The sequence below is a fragment of the Helicobacter felistomachi genome (assembly GCF_030296895.1).
GTDB lineage: Bacteria > Campylobacterota > Campylobacteria > Campylobacterales > Helicobacteraceae > Helicobacter > Helicobacter felistomachi.
This window is the reverse complement of the sequence record NZ_AP028022.1, coordinates 880414-896475: the sequence shown is the minus strand read 5'-3', so window position 1 is coordinate 896475 and position 16062 is coordinate 880414. Positions and strand designations below refer to the sequence as shown.

11 protein-coding genes are annotated in these 16062 nt (G+C 37.9%); 8 read left to right on the top strand and 3 right to left on the bottom strand.

The genetic code is table 11. The annotated features are described in order from the left end of the window. Positions 1 to 738 precede the first annotated feature (738 nt). Positions 739 to 939, bottom strand: coding sequence for a hypothetical protein (locus QUE23_RS04690; RefSeq protein WP_286347968.1), 201 nt, complete (start codon positions 937 to 939; stop codon positions 739 to 741). A 144-nt stretch (positions 940 to 1083) separates the two neighbouring features. Here QUE23_RS04690 and QUE23_RS04685 point away from each other — a divergent pair, with 144 nt between their 5' ends. Further along, the gene (locus tag QUE23_RS04685; protein WP_286347967.1) at positions 1084 to 1740 is read left to right on the top strand and encodes an endonuclease; all 657 of its coding nucleotides are present in this window, start codon (positions 1084 to 1086) and stop codon (positions 1738 to 1740) included. 190 nt (positions 1741 to 1930) lie between these two features. Here QUE23_RS04685 and QUE23_RS04680 read toward each other — a convergent pair whose 3' ends face one another. After that, entirely contained in the window at positions 1931 to 2227 is a 297-nt protein-coding gene (locus tag QUE23_RS04680; protein WP_286347966.1) for a hypothetical protein, read from the bottom strand. 259 nt (positions 2228 to 2486) lie between these two features. Here QUE23_RS04680 and QUE23_RS04675 point away from each other — a divergent pair, with 259 nt between their 5' ends. The 7 genes from QUE23_RS04675 to QUE23_RS04645 all read left to right on the top strand — a co-directional run bounded on the left by QUE23_RS04675 (position 2487) and on the right by QUE23_RS04645 (position 12823). Continuing rightward, the gene (locus tag QUE23_RS04675) at positions 2487 to 3488 is read left to right on the top strand and encodes a BspA family leucine-rich repeat surface protein (protein WP_286347965.1); all 1002 of its coding nucleotides are present in this window, start codon (positions 2487 to 2489) and stop codon (positions 3486 to 3488) included. Positions 3489 to 4105: 617 nt separating this feature from the next. Then, positions 4106 to 6568: an AAA family ATPase gene (locus QUE23_RS04670; protein WP_286347964.1), complete on the top strand. Its 2463-nt coding sequence runs from the start codon at positions 4106 to 4108 to the stop codon at positions 6566 to 6568. A 491-nt stretch (positions 6569 to 7059) separates the two neighbouring features. Then, positions 7060 to 8289: a DUF262 domain-containing protein gene (locus tag QUE23_RS04665; RefSeq protein ID WP_286347963.1), complete on the top strand. Its 1230-nt coding sequence runs from the start codon at positions 7060 to 7062 to the stop codon at positions 8287 to 8289. Beyond that, on the top strand, positions 8280 to 8729 hold the full coding sequence (locus QUE23_RS04660) for a hypothetical protein (protein ID WP_286347962.1): 450 nt from the start codon (positions 8280 to 8282) through the stop codon (positions 8727 to 8729). Before QUE23_RS04665 ends, QUE23_RS04660 begins: the two co-directional genes overlap by 10 nt. Beyond that, positions 8726 to 9244 (top strand): hypothetical protein, encoded by a 519-nt coding sequence (locus QUE23_RS04655; protein WP_286347961.1) that lies wholly within the window; start codon positions 8726 to 8728, stop codon positions 9242 to 9244. Before QUE23_RS04660 ends, QUE23_RS04655 begins: the two co-directional genes overlap by 4 nt. Then, a complete protein-coding gene (locus QUE23_RS04650; RefSeq protein ID WP_286347960.1) occupies positions 9241 to 10857 on the top strand; it encodes a DUF262 domain-containing protein in 1617 nt (538 codons plus the stop codon). The genes QUE23_RS04655 and QUE23_RS04650 overlap by 4 nt, the downstream gene beginning before the upstream one ends. Beyond that, positions 10835 to 12823: a BspA family leucine-rich repeat surface protein gene (locus tag QUE23_RS04645; RefSeq protein WP_286347959.1), complete on the top strand. Its 1989-nt coding sequence runs from the start codon at positions 10835 to 10837 to the stop codon at positions 12821 to 12823. Before QUE23_RS04650 ends, QUE23_RS04645 begins: the two co-directional genes overlap by 23 nt. 457 nt (positions 12824 to 13280) lie before the next feature. On the opposite strand, the gene QUE23_RS04640 is transcribed toward QUE23_RS04645, so the two are convergent. Beyond that, complete coding sequence (locus QUE23_RS04640; protein ID WP_286347958.1) at positions 13281 to 16055, bottom strand: CCDC158 family protein; 2775 nt, start codon at positions 16053 to 16055, stop codon at positions 13281 to 13283. Positions 16056 to 16062: the final 7 nt, after the last annotated feature.

The following is a 16062-nucleotide window of genomic DNA, read 5'->3' as shown; positions in this document are numbered from 1 at the left end:
TGCGAAGTCTTGAATTAGCATGATATTCAATTAGAATAATATTTAATCCATTAAAAAATGTTTAAGATTTTGATTAATCAAATGATTTTTATTTATAATTGTGTTAAATATAAATAAACAATATTATAAGTTGTGTTAAATATCAATAAACAATATTGCATATTATGATAAATTCAAATAAACAATATTTAAAATAGTATTAAATATATTGAGTATTATTTGAAATTGGATTTAATATATCTTAAATTGTTTAGATGGGTGGCGTGAAGGTGATGGGGCAAGATGGCGATTAAAGTGCTTTGAAATGGTTATAGAGTGCAGGTTTAGAGGTTGGGAGCTTTTCAAAAAACTAGGATTTGAGGTTGGAAGCGATTGTAAGCAATTGCAAAGCTTGAGAAAACAAAACAAATCCTTAGAGCAAGTCTTTCATTCAAGTTTTCTTTCTACATTTCTATCTATGGGTTTCGTTAGCAAGTGGGAAAGTGAGAAAAGGTAGTAGCGGTCACCACATCTTAGCTAGCCGTGTTTTTGAAGGTTTAACGCGCGTTCTCAAAGTGACACACCGCACCAAATCAGCCACACCCCATAAAGGGCGGCGATGGTCTTTCTAGCGGCCTTCGGGCGGGTCTGTGGACCTAGAGAAAAACTAGGGACACACAACCAACGAGCACTCTGTAACTAGAGGTGATAATTGCTCGCAATTCTAAACAAAGAGAGTGAATAGGGGGTAAATGGCACTTAATCCCCACACAAATACTCCCCATCACACCACCAAGCATCGTCCCACCAATAGACAGTGTTCCCAGGGGGTGTGCCAAAACGCGCACGCAAATATTCTTGTCTGCGCTTTCTGCTCCATTTGGATTTGTGGCGTTCGTTGTAGGCATCTACTTCTTTGTTGTATTGTTCAATCCACTCTTTAGAACCTTTTTCAGCCATTTTTGCTCCTTTTTAAAAAAGCTTTAAAAAAAAAACTAAAGAATACCCCAGACTAAAGAACACTCCCTTGTAATACACTCCCTTTCAAACGATTGCAAGGGCTAAGTATGACTTTCAAAGGACTTGCCATTATGTGCTCTCTAAATGCATTTCTCTATACCCAAGTCCCACAATTTTACACAAACCAAGCAAAGACTCATTAAGCTCTATAAACAACACCCCGATCACCAAATCACTTTCTATTGCCAAGCACCTTTTAAAATCATACACAAAGGCACAAGAACCCGTCTTGAAATCATTAATTCAAACAAATACACAGCCCGCAATGCTAAGACTAAGAAAGGCAAGATCAACCAAAGAGCTTGGCGTGTGGAGTGGGAGCACATCATGCCTGCTGAAAACTTTGGCAAGCATTTAGCTTGTTGGAGACAGGGGGGACGCAAGGCTTGTGAGAAAGATCCAACCTTTGAAAAAATGGAGGCAGATATGTTTAACCTAGTGCCGGCTATAGGAGAAGTCAATGGAGATAGAAACAACTACCGCTATGCTCAAGCCCCTAAGAATATGGTGTTTAACCAATATGGCAACTGCAAAGTCTATACAGACTTTAAAGAGAAACGCTTTTATCCTGCTGATTACTCTAAAGGCTGGATCACATGGGCTTATTTACACATGAGCCAAACTTATGGGATCAACCTAAGTAAAGCAGAGAAACAACTCATGGAGGCGTGGGATAAGATGTATCCACCAAGTAAATGGGAGATGGAGCGCACAGCGATTGTAAAAAGAGATGGGGATTAGCTTTTGTGATTAGAGAATTTGTGTGTTCTAAGTTTCTTTTTGAGCTCTAAATCTTTTGTGAGTTTTTATCTTATTTCATCTATCTTATTTCATCTTTCATCGGTTTTGAAGGTATCTATTAAGGGCATCTAGCATCTAATTTGATAGAAAGACTTTTTAGTGAGACAAGTCTTAATACACTCATAAAGCACTAATCTTCTTTTTCTGCTCTTTCAGCAAATTCTGCAAAAGATATTGTCTCCATGTAAGTTTCATCAGGATTAAGAACATTTTGCATGGCTATCTGTGTTTCTCGGTTAGGGATGTGGGATTTTATGCCAAGTGCTACCCTAATCTTACTTTTCTTATCCTGGAGGCTTTGTAGTTTATTTTGAAACTTGTGGGCGATTTCTTGATACTCCGCTTGGGTTTTTGAAATTTGTTGCTCTGTCGTGTTAAGATATCGGAATAGTCGTCTCTCACTGCAAGCGTTATAATCAATGGCCATGCAATCACCTTTGTTTTAGCGGAGTATATCAAAAGTAAATATAAAGGCCTAAAGGTGTTGTCTTTGCAAAACTTCAAATCCTACATAAACGCCACTGGAAACACTGCCAGCATTAAGAATTTCAAGTGAGTGGTCTAAGCAAATCTTGTGTCAAGGTGTCTCAATGGCACAATATCCTAGCATAGTACACATTAAGCGTTTACCGCTAAGATTCTTTCAAGGACTTGCTTTGTCCTTAGTAAAACACAGGAGAAACAAAATGTCAGGCAAACCAACTAAACGCTATTTTCCTAAAACAAAAGCAGAGCTCAAAGAGCTTGTGAAAGATGAGAGCGTGCATTTAGGTGAGATTGATGTGAGTGCAGTGGAGGACATGAGTTTTGTGTTTGCAGATGTTAAATTTGATGAGGATGGGAAACTCAAAGAAGAAAAGGATTTTAAGCGCAAAAAATTTAAGGGTCTAGAAACTTGGGATGTGTCGCATGTGAAAAATATGAGAGGGATGTTTTTTAAAGCAAGCCACTTTAACCACAATATCTCAAACTGGGATGTGTCTAAGGTTACTGACATGAGCCATATGTTTTGCAACTGTGCCAAGTTTAACCAGCCCCTAGACAACTGGGATGTGTCTAATGTTACGGAAATGGAGTGGATGTTTAGATATTGTCAAACTTTCAATCAGTCTTTGGAAAAGTGGGATGTATCGAGAATCACAGATATGCATTCAATGTTTTGGGGTTGCACCAACTTCAACCAACCGCTTAACAGTTGGAATGTTTTTAATGTGAAGGATATGGGAGGAATGTTCGCCTATTGCGAAACCTTCAACCAGCCTTTGAATGATTGGAATGTGTCAGCGGTTACGAATACGAACTCGATGTTTGAAGGTTGCAAGAACTTCAACCAACCCTTAAAAAAGTGGAATGTCTCAAAGGTGACAGATATGAGTGGTATGTTCTCTGAATGCACCAACTTCAATCAACCCTTAGACAACTGGGATGTTTCAAAAGTCACGAATATGGGCTATATGTTTAACAGATGCACTGATTTTAACCAACCTTTAGAGAAATGGGATGTCTCAAAAGTTAAGAGTATGTGGAGCATGTTCGAAGGTTGTAGCAACTTCAACCAAACCTTAGATAAGTGGAATGTGTTGAAGTATGCAGACATAGACTTCACATTTGATGGGTGCGATGCACTTGAAAAGTTACCTAAATGGTATCAAGAATTCTGGGGAGATGATGATGACAATGATGATTGACAAACCAAAAGTCTAGGGCAAATCACTAAAGTAGGCTTTTGGGTGTGCTCTTTTTTGTTTTTAGAGATCCTCTCTCTTTATTGAGGTATCTCAGAGTTACTAAAGATCCAAGAGACTTTTAACATTAGAGAACGCCTGCAAGACTTACTTAGAGTTTCGTATTTCTGCGGTTCTGCACACAGACTCCTCTTTTTCAAGAAAAGGACTCAAGCCCTTCTATTTATCTTGTGCACCCAATCTTGTGTACCCAATTAACAAAGAATGCATAACAGCCTCTCTTTTTATATTCAAACTCTTAGCACTATAGCAGAGTACCTAAAATTTCAAAATCAGATTTTGAAAACAAATTTTTCTTTTTTTTCAAATTTCAAACCGCATTTTAAAACAAAAATTTTGGCTCTTAACAAAAACAAAAAAATCTAAGAAAAAATTTTAAAAAATTTAGGCTTGAGAATTTTTTTGAAAATTTTTGTCCAAAATTCCGCAGTGCCAAAAAATCCAAAAATTTTGAAAAATTTTTGATTTTTTCAAAAAGCTATTTATTAGTTTTTTATTAACTTTTGCCGTGTTAAAATAAGCTGCTATTTATAGCGAAATATCTTATAAAGGAGCCAAAAATGGCCGAAAACAATATGGGTTATTTTGAACTCAGAGAGTTCTTGATCAGAAAAGGGGTATCTAAAGTATTAGTGGATGCATTCACTAAAAAAGTGCGTGAGGACTATGGGATGTTGCCTAAGGACTTTAAAATCGCTAAGCACATCACTCCAGATACATTGCTCACCAACTCTTGTAAAACCGACAGACTTTTGATTGCGCAAGATAAAGGTGATTATTATTTTTTCCCTAAAATCTGCAAAGAGTGCCAAGAAGAACAGCAAATTCGTTTTTTTACAAGCACAAAAGAAGTAGAGAGATTTTTACTAGACATCTTTGCGTTCTCAATTAAAGTCCAAGCTCGTGTTAAAGAGCATCTAGGGCATGACTACGATGGGACATTTGGTGTCCCTGAAATCCCCTTCGAGTCTTTCAAGCAAGATCTGCTCAATCGTTTCAGTGAGCACAGCTACAATATATGTAAGGCTTTCTACAAATTGAATCCTTATGTTACGAATGACAGATTATCTTTTAAATTATTAGACACTAAACCTATTGAGATGTCCATATATGAATTTTATCTATCAGAATCAAAGACATTTTTAACCACAGAGCAAGAACAATGTTTTCTCCAATTTCTACAACAAGAGCGAAAGGTATTTAGCAAGGCACGCTGTGCGCGGGCCATTTGCCATAAGTTTCATGGCAAATCCAATAGAATGCAGCAAAACCTAATAAGCGAGTATCTCGAGCAAAACTACGGGTTATTCAGCCCTGATGATTGCAAGAGCCTGGAAATGTCTGCCTTTAAAGGTGAGAAGGGTATCTATGTGAACTCATTTGAACTAGAGGGGCAAACATGGCATTATGTCCCAGCTGCATTGAGAGCGTGGGTGTTAGAAAGATTGGTAACGATCTTCACCAAGAAAAGAATATTGGTAGATGAAAAAGAAGCTTTGCTTGCTAAACTCACCCCAGAGAATGTCCAGGTATTCAATAAGTGCGCAGCGACAAATGCTGATGATATGGCACGCACCACTTTGCAAGAGCAATGCCTAGAGATTATAGCTAGCCATCTTAACATTCCCATCAAAGCCAAAAAGCTTGAGAATGGGGTGCGCATCTTTGAAAGAGATTCAGGCTTTAACCCTAATGTCTTTTTGAGCAAAACCCCCCATGATTTAGGAGAGCTGCGTTTGTTCTTGAATAAAGAGATGTGCTTGTTCTCGAATGATTTGATGCCCCCAGAAGTGCAACAACACACCACTGCCTTAAAAAACATGTTGTTGCGCAGAGGAGAAAACTCAGGACTACTTGGTTGGTGGCGACATACCCCATCACTTGAAGAAATGGCTGCACGACTAGAAAAGACTACACAGCCAGAAAGCACGGAGGTGGATTTGGATGATGCATTAAATAGCCCAAGCCCATCCACACAAACAATACGGCCTTCACACTCTTCTTCATCTCAAAAATACTCTCCCCAAGCTCTCAAGGACTACTTAGACAAGCATGTAGAGGGGCAAGAGGAGGCGAAAAAGAGCTTTTGTATGGCGATGAGCGATCACTATAAGCGTTTTATAGGAGAAGAGGGAGTTCATAAAAAAAGAAATGTGTTACTCATCGGGCCTTCAGGTTGTGGTAAAACCTCCATGACCACTACACTTTTAAAGCACTTAGACATCCCCTATGGCATTGTGGATACTTCGCATTTAACACCGGAAGGTTATAGCGGATTGAATCTTTCAAGCATGTTTGTCGATCTCTATAGAAATGCCAAAGAGAACATCAGCAAAGCCCAAAAAGGTGTCATCTTTTTGGATGAAGTGGATAAATTGGGTATGGAGGTAGGGGATCACCATCAATTTAAGTCGCTTGTGCAAACAGAAATGCTTAAGATCATAGAGGCACACTCTTTTGCTTTTACCTACACGGACAAAGAGGGGGACAAACAAGAAATCACAATCAACACCTCTGAGATCCTATTTGTTCTTGCGGGCCACTTCAAGGATTTGTACTCCAACAAAGACACGAAGGGTTTAGAGACAATTGGTTTTCTTAAACCCAGTGTGCCAGATAGACGATCAGCACAATCCAATGCACCCAAAGATGTGAGCAATGCAGATTTAATCCGCTGTGGCTTGATTAAAGAGTTCATTGGGCGCATCCCTATGCGCATTGTCTTGGGTGAGGTAGATAAGAAAATGTTGGCAAAGAAGCTTGACAAAGAACTGCCCACTTACAAAAAAGAGTTTTCACAACAAGGCAGTCTTTTAGAGTTTAGCCCCAAAGCTAAACAGATGATCATTGAGCAAGCCATACAAGAAGAAACAGGGATGCGTGGCATTGATTCTGTTTTAGCAAGGGTGATGGACCCGTTTAGATTTGACTTGCCAAAGTTCGAGGGTTATAAATGCACTGTGGTCTATGATGAAGTGCTTGGTGCATGGAGAATAGAGACAACACCTCTTGGAGATTCGTGAAAGGTTGGGGGGAATGGGGGCTTAAAAGAGTTGGGGTGAGCTCGAATTACCCTTGGAATAAAGACAGATGGATTGATATAGGAGTGGAGGGGATTTAGTGGACTTTAGTAGTTTGCTTTGTAGTTTGCTTGGATCGAGAGCACACACAGGTGTACGCTAATTTCATATTTCGCTTTATTTTTCCCTCGGATTATTAGCATTAAGTTGTCACTCTCTTAATCCCCTAGGTATTTGGATATTCTGATATAGTCATTGCCAATGATATGTGGCGACCGCAATAAAGTTTTAATTACATAAACTTGTGGTTGAACTGCCATTTCTTAGAGAGACCCTTAAGTTTTCGTCGTCTTAAAGCATACTCAAGACCATTCGTTTAGATACACAGCAACCACTCGCCTTATTTTTCTAACCAACTAACTTGATTTAGTCTAGTTTAGACAAGTGTGTTAACATAGTACTAGCGTATATATTTTTTAAAGTTGGGTATCAGTGTGCAGAGCGGTATTTTATATTCTGTAGGTGAGTTAAGTGGTCTTAAGTTTTTTATTCCTGCCTACCAAAGAGGGTATCGTTGGACTAAAAAAGAAGTGCGGGCTTTACTCAAAGACATTGTGCGTTTCATCAAAAAAAGTAAAGCAAAGGAGGATTCTTATAGCCTACAACCTATTGTGGTGAAAAAAGTGGAGGGAGATTACCATGTCATCGATGGACAACAACGGCTCACCACGATATTTTTAATTGTCAAATACCTTACAATGGACGATAGCCAATACAAGGGGATGGGCAGGGATTTATTCACCCTCGATTATGAAACTAGAAAGGATAGTTTTGATTTTTTGCAAAAGATCAAGGAAAAATGCGAGAAAGGAGGAAAGCTCAATATTGATTTTTACCATTTCAAAGAGGCTTATGAGGCAATTAGAGATTATAAAGATGATGAAAAAGCGAAGAAGAAGTTTTTTGATGATCTAGAAAACAAACAAGAGTTTTTAAACACTCTATACCGTAGATGCAAACTGCTTTGGTATGAAAGCAAAGGCAACGAAAAAGAGGTGTTCGTGCGTCTCAATAGTGGAAAAATCCCACTATCAGAAGTTGAAAAAATTAAGGCACTGTTCTTGGCACAAACACAGACCAATGATCGGACAGAAGGAGCGGAGAAGAAAGAAAAGCAAAACGAAAAAAGAGCAAAAACATGGTATGAGACCGAGAAGAAAGCTAGACAAAATGAAGATTTTATTTATTGTGTGTTAGAGCGTGTAGGTAAAAGAAGTATTGAGGATGGACATTTATCCGAAGATATCCAAAGAATTGGAGTTTATCTCAAGGCAATTGTGTTTGGTAAAAAGAAGAAAGGTAAAGAGATTTATAAAGCAGTGCCTTATGGAAATGAGGAAAATTGCTTGTTTGATTATTTTTATCAAAAATATAGTGATAATAGTATAGATGAGGAGTGGGATAAACTTAACGAGGCGGTCATGTACCTTTCTGCTTTCGCCTCAGGAAAAAACGGATGTGAAGATGAAAAAGAAGAAGAAATAAGTAGAAAGATTTTTCATTACCTTGGTTTTTTGATATTCTATGGGAGCAGGATAAATGCTCTATATGTGGAATGGTTGAATATTAGATATAACGAAGAACTTACAGACTATAACGGAGAGTTTGTAAACCGTCTTCTTGATCTAGTTAAGAAAAAATTCAGTCACAAGTCTTGCAGATAGATAAATTAACATATGATAAGAATGAAGATAGAGGAGCTTTAAAGACTCTGCTTTTGCTCTTTAACTTGGAATATATCATTACTAAAACCAAGTCTTCACTTTTTGAATTTAACCGTTTCGTATTAGAGAAGTGGAATTTAGAGCATCTTTATGCGCAAAACTCAGAAAGTGTGTGGTCGAAAAAGGAAAGAGGAGATTTAATGGAATTGAGAGAGGAAGTAAGGAACATAGAGGATTTAGAAAAAATAAAGAAATTAAAGAAAGAAGAAAGCAAAGTAATAAAAAATGGATCGCAAGGGTTATCAAAAGCAGAGAATATTGCCCATGAAATTGAAAGAAAACTAAAAAACTGGACCAAATCATCCCAAATCGACAAAATGGATGAAGGGGTTGTGTGTAATTTAAACAGCTTGCTCAAAGACAAAGAAGAAAAAGATTGAAAACAGAGGAATTTCTTAAACAATTTAGGATCAATTTATTTCCAAATATAAATCAAGAATTTATCCAACAAACTAAGGAGTGGTTGGATGATGTAAAAGAGCATCTCGGTGATGGTAAACTTAGTGAAACCATCAAGAAATTTATGGATAAAAAAAGAGAGGATAAGGACTTCTTTAGAGACTTAGAAGGAGAAGGATTGCTGACAAAGATAGACGAGAATTTTCAAGATGATGGGGAACTGCACCGCTTGCAGAACCTTGCTCTATTGGATGAGAATTCCAACAAACAAATAGGAAATCTCATGTTTAGGAGAAAACAAACAAAAATTAGAGAAATCTTAGAAAAAGAGCCTAGAAGATTTTTTCTCATTTGCACACTAGAAGTATTTGAGAAAAAATTTTCTAAGAATAATGAAAATAAAAATAAATCTATTTTTATGAAGCAGGATCAAAAAGATTATCTTGAAGCGATTAAATCGTATTTGAAGCATTACATCGAGAGGGATAAAAAGTGAAATTCTATACTTTCTTAGACTTTTTGGAACTAAGTTTCTTAGGGGGCGAGTGGTCGTGTGTTGAAATGTGCAAAAAAATAGAGATCCCTAGATTTCAAAGAGATTATGCACAAGGAAGACAGTCCAAAAAAAGTAAAGAGGTAGCAAAAGCTTTTTTGGATGCCATATTTGCTGTTTTAGAAAACAAAGAAAGAAATCTACATTTAGATTTGATCTATGGTTATCAGGACAAACAAGCTTTCAAACTCGTAGATGGGCAACAGCGCATTACTACTTTGTGGCTCTTGCATTTCCTTTTATATAAACATGCTGGACAACTAGATGAGATCAAGGATAGACTCAGCAAATTCACTTATAACATGCGAAAGAGTTCTAAAGAGTTTTGTGAGAATTTATTCAAGAAAGAAGAGAATTTTGAAATCGAAAAAGAACCTAGTGCAACTATTTTTTCACAAGGGGCAACATTCGGTACGGATCTCAATGATGATCCTACTACCAAAGCTATGATTCATATGCTTGACCTTATTCACAATAGATTAAATGGTAAAAATAATAATGTTCTAAATAGTTACATAGAGAGGTTGAAATGCATCTCGTTTAACATCTTTAATGTTGTTGATATGGGGTTTGAATCGGGGGAAGATCTTTATATTAAACTGAATGCCAGAGGCAAAACGCTAAGTAAATACGAGAAACTCAAGGCGTTTATAGAACAAAAAGCGGTAGAAATCGCTCAAGAACCTACCAAGATAGTAAGTAGTCTCCCAGCTACGACCTTAGGGTCCATCAAAAAGCCCGTAGGATCCATAGAGCAGCGCACCGATACCGATGGTGCGTTTCTATCCAATATGAGTGTAAATCCCAATAAAACCTCCAAAACTGATCTCTATCAAAACTTGCTTACTGTCATAGATAATGAGTGGAGCGATTATTTTTTTGATTCTGAACAACCAGACACATTTGATGATAGGATGTTCCATTTTTTACACTATGCTAATGCTTTTTTTGCGTTTTTACAACAAGAAGAAGAACAGCATAAAGAAGAACAGCATAAGAGTGCCAAAGAAATCCTTTTAACAGATCGCGTTATTGATGAGTCATATAGTTTCTTACAGAAAGAAGAGAATTTAAGGCTGCTAGATAGGGTTATCAAGTTTTTGCCGAGATGGCAAAAAGAAGGGCAAAAAGGGGGCTCTTTGGCGATTAAAGGCGTTGAGTTTTTTGACAAGGGCAGAGAAAATGGCAAAAAAAAAGGTAAAAAAGAAACTGAAGGAATTGAGCTCAAAAAAATCTGTTATTTCTTTGCCTTGTTGTTTTTGACTAAAAGGGCTACGGTAGGTAACAATTTGGCGGATTATAGAGTGATTGTGGAAGATAAGATTGTAGAAGATTACTTGAGAGTATGTAGACATTTTATAGAAAACCACAGCTTGGATCGTGTGGAATATACTAAAGGATTTTTTAGACTGTTTTCTGAAATTTCTCAAGGTATTACCAGTGGATATAACAATTTCTATGGATTTTTATCTTCTCCAGAATATGAGCTAACAACGAAGTTTCATGAAGAAACTCGCGAACAAGGGAATGGTCGTGAACGCAAAGAAAGAGGCTAGTCAAAGCCAATATGGAAAGGTTCGTAAACTAGAAAAAAGAAAAGCTCAGCTCATTTTTGAAAGTAGAGGTACAGATCCAAACTGGGAAAACATTTTAAATAAAACGAGTAACCATAAGTATTTATGTGGGTATGTGGGATTTTTATTAGATTTTAGTAAGGATAAAAAAAATGGTAAAGAAAACTTAGAGAAGTTTGAAAAATATGCTACCTTGACTATGAATATTCTAAATGTATTTTTCCTCAATAAGCCCACTCGTGACCTAGTCTTATTCCAAAAAGCTCTTTTATGTTTTGGAGATTACAGTATTACGGTTAGTGCTGATAAGAATAGCACTACTAATAAAAATCAGTTTTTTGGTAATCGCTTTGAAATGTATAGGTTTAGAGGTAGGGAACCTGTATTCAGAATATTTGAAAAAAATTCTGATGAATCTCAGCGTACTAGTTGTCTTCGTAAGCTTCTAGATAGTCTTTTGTTATTACTGAGTCCTCAAGAAATCAACAGTGAAGAAGTATTGTTAAAAAAGATTGAGGAGATTGTTAGTAGTTATATTAATGGTCGGGAAGATGGTCTTTTGGAATTTCCATGTAAACTTATAGAAAGGACTTGGTGGGAGCAACTTTTTCTCAAAGAAGACAAACTATTTGCATTTATTAATAATACTGATAATAAAGATTGTGGAAGAATTTGGTTCGATGTTCGTGGAAATCATGAAGTTTGTAGAGCTAAACTTCTTCAAAGTAAGATACGCTCGGAAAATTCACGAGATCTTTTAGGTTATGCCCTATATTGCTATTGCAAACACAAGGAAATAGGTAAATTGATTTCTGATTACAAAAATGATGCAGAGGTACAATTTACTGTTAATGGTTTTGCCATTTCTGTAGACAGTGAAAAATCAATTATTAAGTTTAGTCGCGAAGAAAATCAAGATGAGCTTTTTATAAAACTCGAGCGAGGTATAGATATCTTCAAAGAATTTGAAAGAATAGTGGAAAAAATCCAAGAAAAGATATCAAAACGCTATTTCCCTAAGACAAACGAAGAGCTTAAAGAGCTTGTCAAGGATGAGAATATCCATTTGGGAGAGATTGATGTAAGTGCAGTGGAGTATATGGGTAAGGTGTTTGAAGGTAGCCAACGCCAAAATTTTGAAGGATTAGAGAGTTGGGATGTGTCAAAGGTTACGAACATGCGATGTATGTTCCGTGGCTGTTCATCTTTTAATCAGCCCTTGGACAAGTGGGATGTATCGAGAGTAAAAAATATGGAGTACATGTTTTCTCTTTGTCCACTTTTCGATCAATCTCTCAATAATTGGAATGTATCCAATGTGGAGAATATGTGGGGTATGTTTCTTGACTGTGCCAATTTCAATCAACCACTAGAAAGGTGGAATGTATCCAATGTGGAGAATATGGAGGGGATGTTTCATGGCTGTTCATCTTTTAATCAGCCCTTAAATAATTGGGACGTATCTAAAGTGACAAATATGGTGCGTATGTTCCATGGCTGTTCATCTTTTAATCAGCCATTGGACAAGTGGGATGTATCTAACGTGACATATATGGGCTGTATTAGTGATGAGTTAGATGGCATGTTTTTTGGTTGCACTAATTTCAATCAACCCTTAAATAATTGGGATGTGTCTAAGGTAACAGATATGAGTTACATGTTTTTTGGTTGTACAAACTTCAACCAACCTTTAGAAAAGTGGGATGTATCTCAAGTAAATGGTATGAGTGGGATGTTTGCAAAGTGCACAAACTTCAATCAACCTTTAGAGAATTGGGATGTATCTAGAGTTACAGATATGAGCTACATGTTTGCTAATTGCGAAAACTTCAATTGTCCCCTAGATAGATGGGATGTATCCAATGTAGAAGATATGGAGAGCATGTTTTATGGGTGCGATGCACTCAAGAGTTGCCTGAATGGTATGACAAAGAAGAGTGGGAAATAGATGATGAAGATGATGAAAATGACAATTAACAACAGAAGCCCCGTAGGGCAAACTACCTACAACAGAGCCGAGAAGTGCTCTCACTTTTTGGGTGGGTAATTGATCATCTAGCTATGAAAGCACAACTCACAAGTTCGCTCGGTTAATCTGTTACTCATATGCCGCAGAAGATTTAGATTTTGTGTTTTTGCGTTTGAAACTTTAGGTTCGCTTGTATATTTTTCTTGTTCATAGTGATTGCCGTTTTGTTTGTAAACTTTTGTTTTAGCTACTCTCAAATGTTTGTATCTAGGTGTCAAAAGGCTAGAAATATGATGGTGCTAGTTCACGAAGTTATAGTGTTTAGGTGGCTTTAATTATCACTCTATCGCCCGATTAAACATTAGAATAATTTGCGCTTAATGGTCTATATTTTGCTAGTATTCATTGCGTTATAGCGTGGCTTAAAAAGCAAGGGCTAAATATGATAGCCTCCGCTGTCTTTTTGTTGTGAGGCTTGCATAGAGATTTCTTCTTCTGCGGATCGCTTGCGCTCATCGACATACCTTAGAATGTCGTCAAAAGCCTCGCTAGCCTCTTTAGGATTTATCTCTGCTATTTTGGTAACCTCTTGCAAAAGGTAAGCTAAGTCCTTATCTATGTCTTTGAGTAATGGCAAATTCTTTTCAAGATTGTCTAGTTTTAGGGCAATGCCCGCTTTCTCTTGTTCCAATGCCCCGTATTGCCCTTTTAAAGCGTCATATTCCGCTTGCAAAGGATTAGGGGCTATATCCTCTTGCTTTGGCACATCTTGCGTTTGTGGGGCTTTATTTGGCTCTTTAGGCTTTTGCGCCTCTGCAAGCTCTGTTACAAGCCCTTTGTTAGTCGCCCTCATCGCTTTATATCTGTCCCTTGATCGCTTTAGGGCATTGTAGGTTTGATCTTGCTTTGCCTCAAGGGTTTTGATTTGGCTCTTTTGCTCGTTGCTTGCAAGTGTTAAAAAACCTACTTCATTAGTGACTTTAGACAAATCCGCCCTAAGTCCTTTGATCCGCTTTGCCTTTAGTCCGTATTTCTCTTTTAGTCCTAACAAGCGGTCTTGCAACTTGCCTTTCTCTCGCTTGAGATTATTTAGAGCGGTGTCATCTTGTTTGATAATCGTTTTTGGTTCTGCTTTCTCAAGGGTCTTAATCTGCTCTGCTTGCTTGGCATTTGTCGTTTGCAAAGCTTGCACGCTCTCAATGGCTTGAGTAATGACATCGCTTTTGTTAGTAAGATCATCGGCTAGAGTGTCGCATTTGTCTTTGAGTTCTTGCAAGGCGGTTTTTAGGGTTTCAACCTTTTTGAGTTGCTCGGCTTGCTTGGCATTTGTGGTTTTCAATGCCTCCATGTCCTCAAGGGCTTTGTCTTTGATCCTAATCGTGTCGTTAAGCCCGCTAATCGTGTTTTCTTGCTCTTGCCTTTGATCCGCTATCGCCTTGAGCTTGGCTTGGGCTGCAAGATCGCTCTTTTGCTCTTTGGGATCAATCAATGCGCTGTAAGTGGCGTTAATGGCGGTTTCTAGGCTTGTTTTGGCGGTTTGTGCTGTTTCTGCCTTGTCCGCTTGTTCTTTGAGCTTGTCAATGCCTTTTTCAAGCCCTTCTTTAGCGTATTTTGGCGTTTGCCACTTGCCTCCACCTGCCCGCTCACAAAATGCGGTTAAATCGGTTTTAAATTGTGTGATGCTTGTTTCAAGACTCTTTTTAGCCTCATCAGCCTCTTGGGAAATGTCTTTGCTATCTATGCCCGCCAAAGAGCAAAGACTTTTAAAATCCTTTAGGCGTTGTACCTCCACTTTGTTGACAACCTGTTCGGGGCTTAAGTGCTTTTCGTATTGCCTGACAATAGAATTTATCTTATCCTGCACTTGTTTTGGACTTAGATAGTCTTTGTATTGCTCTTGCAACGCCTCATAATCCGCTTTGGCTTGTTTGTCTATCTCGATAAGTTTGGTCTTTAGCTCAGTGATTGTGAGTCTTTGCTGTTTCAACGCATTGACTGCCATGTAAATCTTTTGCGGATAGAGCTTTAGCTCTCCAAACTTAGCATTGACAGCAATCATGTACTTGCGGACATTACTACAAAGGGCTGTGAGTTCTTTAGCTGTGAGTTTCTTGTCTAAGTGGGGTGAAGGGTTTCTCTCTTGCTCCCCTTGTTCTATAATGCTTGCAAGATCAACAATGGCGGTTTCTAGGTCTTGGTAGTCTTGTTTGAGCTCTAGTTTCTCTTGCTCTAAAGTCTTATTAGCACGCTCTAGTTTTTGATTGTCTTGCTCGGTTTGTGCGTGTTTGGTTTTTAAAATGTTGTGTTCTAGGCTGTCGGCTTTGTAACGATGAAGGTTGTCATTGATGCAATTTATCCATGTGTCATATTTAGTATTATAGACTTTCACGATGTCTTTTTCGTTCTGTGTTTCTATTTTAATTTGAGCATTGAGGGTGTCTAACGCATCAAGCCCTATGATCTCAAAGCTTTCAGTCAGTCTATTGTTTATGTTAGCGGTGACTTCATCAACTTTCTTTGCTACCTTATACACCCCCTCTTTTATGCCTTGCACCACTTTTTGGTGTTTGCCTTTTTCTTGCTCCATTAATTGTGCATAAGCCCTAGGTTCAATGCGTTTTCTACCTGTGCCTTTGACTAAGTTGCCGTTTTCATCTATGGTGTCGTTCTTAAATTGTCCGCGCTCCATACCTAAGATTTGAGCGACTTCTGTTTGCATTTGTCCCAAAGCTCTAGGTCTTTGCAAATTTCCTCTAAACAAGCTCTTGCCCGTGTTCTCATCTAAAGTAACAAACTCTAAATGAGCGTGGTGATTAATGATGACATTACCATTTTCATCAATATGCCCTTCATCTCTATGGATCGCGATTTGGTAGCATTGAAAGCCATATTTGTCTTTGAAGTGCTTAGCTAAATTTTTTAAATCCTGCATCGTTGAAGTTTCTTTGAGATTGACAACGGCACTCCAAAGATAGCTTTTAGCCCGAAACTTTTGTCCTCTGTATTGGAAGTAATTGTCCATAGCTTTTTTAATAATTTGGGTTCTTAATGCCAAAGCTTCTTGCGCCGATCTATCCACTTCAACACCTCCGCCCACTTTTAAAATCACTTCTTGAGGCAAGAGATAGTTAGGGGCAATGCTTCTATCGTTGTGGTTAAGTTGCACGGCATTTTTGGTAGGTTTAAAGTTAATTGATGAGATGTTGCCCATACTCCCC

What these genes read in the sequence shown, in the direction of transcription:
- QUE23_RS04690 (WP_286347968.1), bottom strand. Translation starts at nt 939, where the DNA reads ATGGCTGAAAAAGGTTCTAAAGAGTGGATTGAACAATACAACAAAGAA.
- QUE23_RS04685 (WP_286347967.1), top strand. Translation starts at nt 1,084, where the DNA reads ATGCATTTCTCTATACCCAAGTCCCACAATTTTACACAAACCAAGCAA.
- QUE23_RS04680 (WP_286347966.1), bottom strand. Translation starts at nt 2,227, where the DNA reads ATGGCCATTGATTATAACGCTTGCAGTGAGAGACGACTATTCCGATAT.
- QUE23_RS04675 (WP_286347965.1), top strand. Translation starts at nt 2,487, where the DNA reads ATGTCAGGCAAACCAACTAAACGCTATTTTCCTAAAACAAAAGCAGAG.
- QUE23_RS04670 (WP_286347964.1), top strand. Translation starts at nt 4,106, where the DNA reads ATGGCCGAAAACAATATGGGTTATTTTGAACTCAGAGAGTTCTTGATC.
- QUE23_RS04640 (WP_286347958.1), bottom strand. Translation starts at nt 16,055, where the DNA reads ATGGGCAACATCTCATCAATTAACTTTAAACCTACCAAAAATGCCGTG.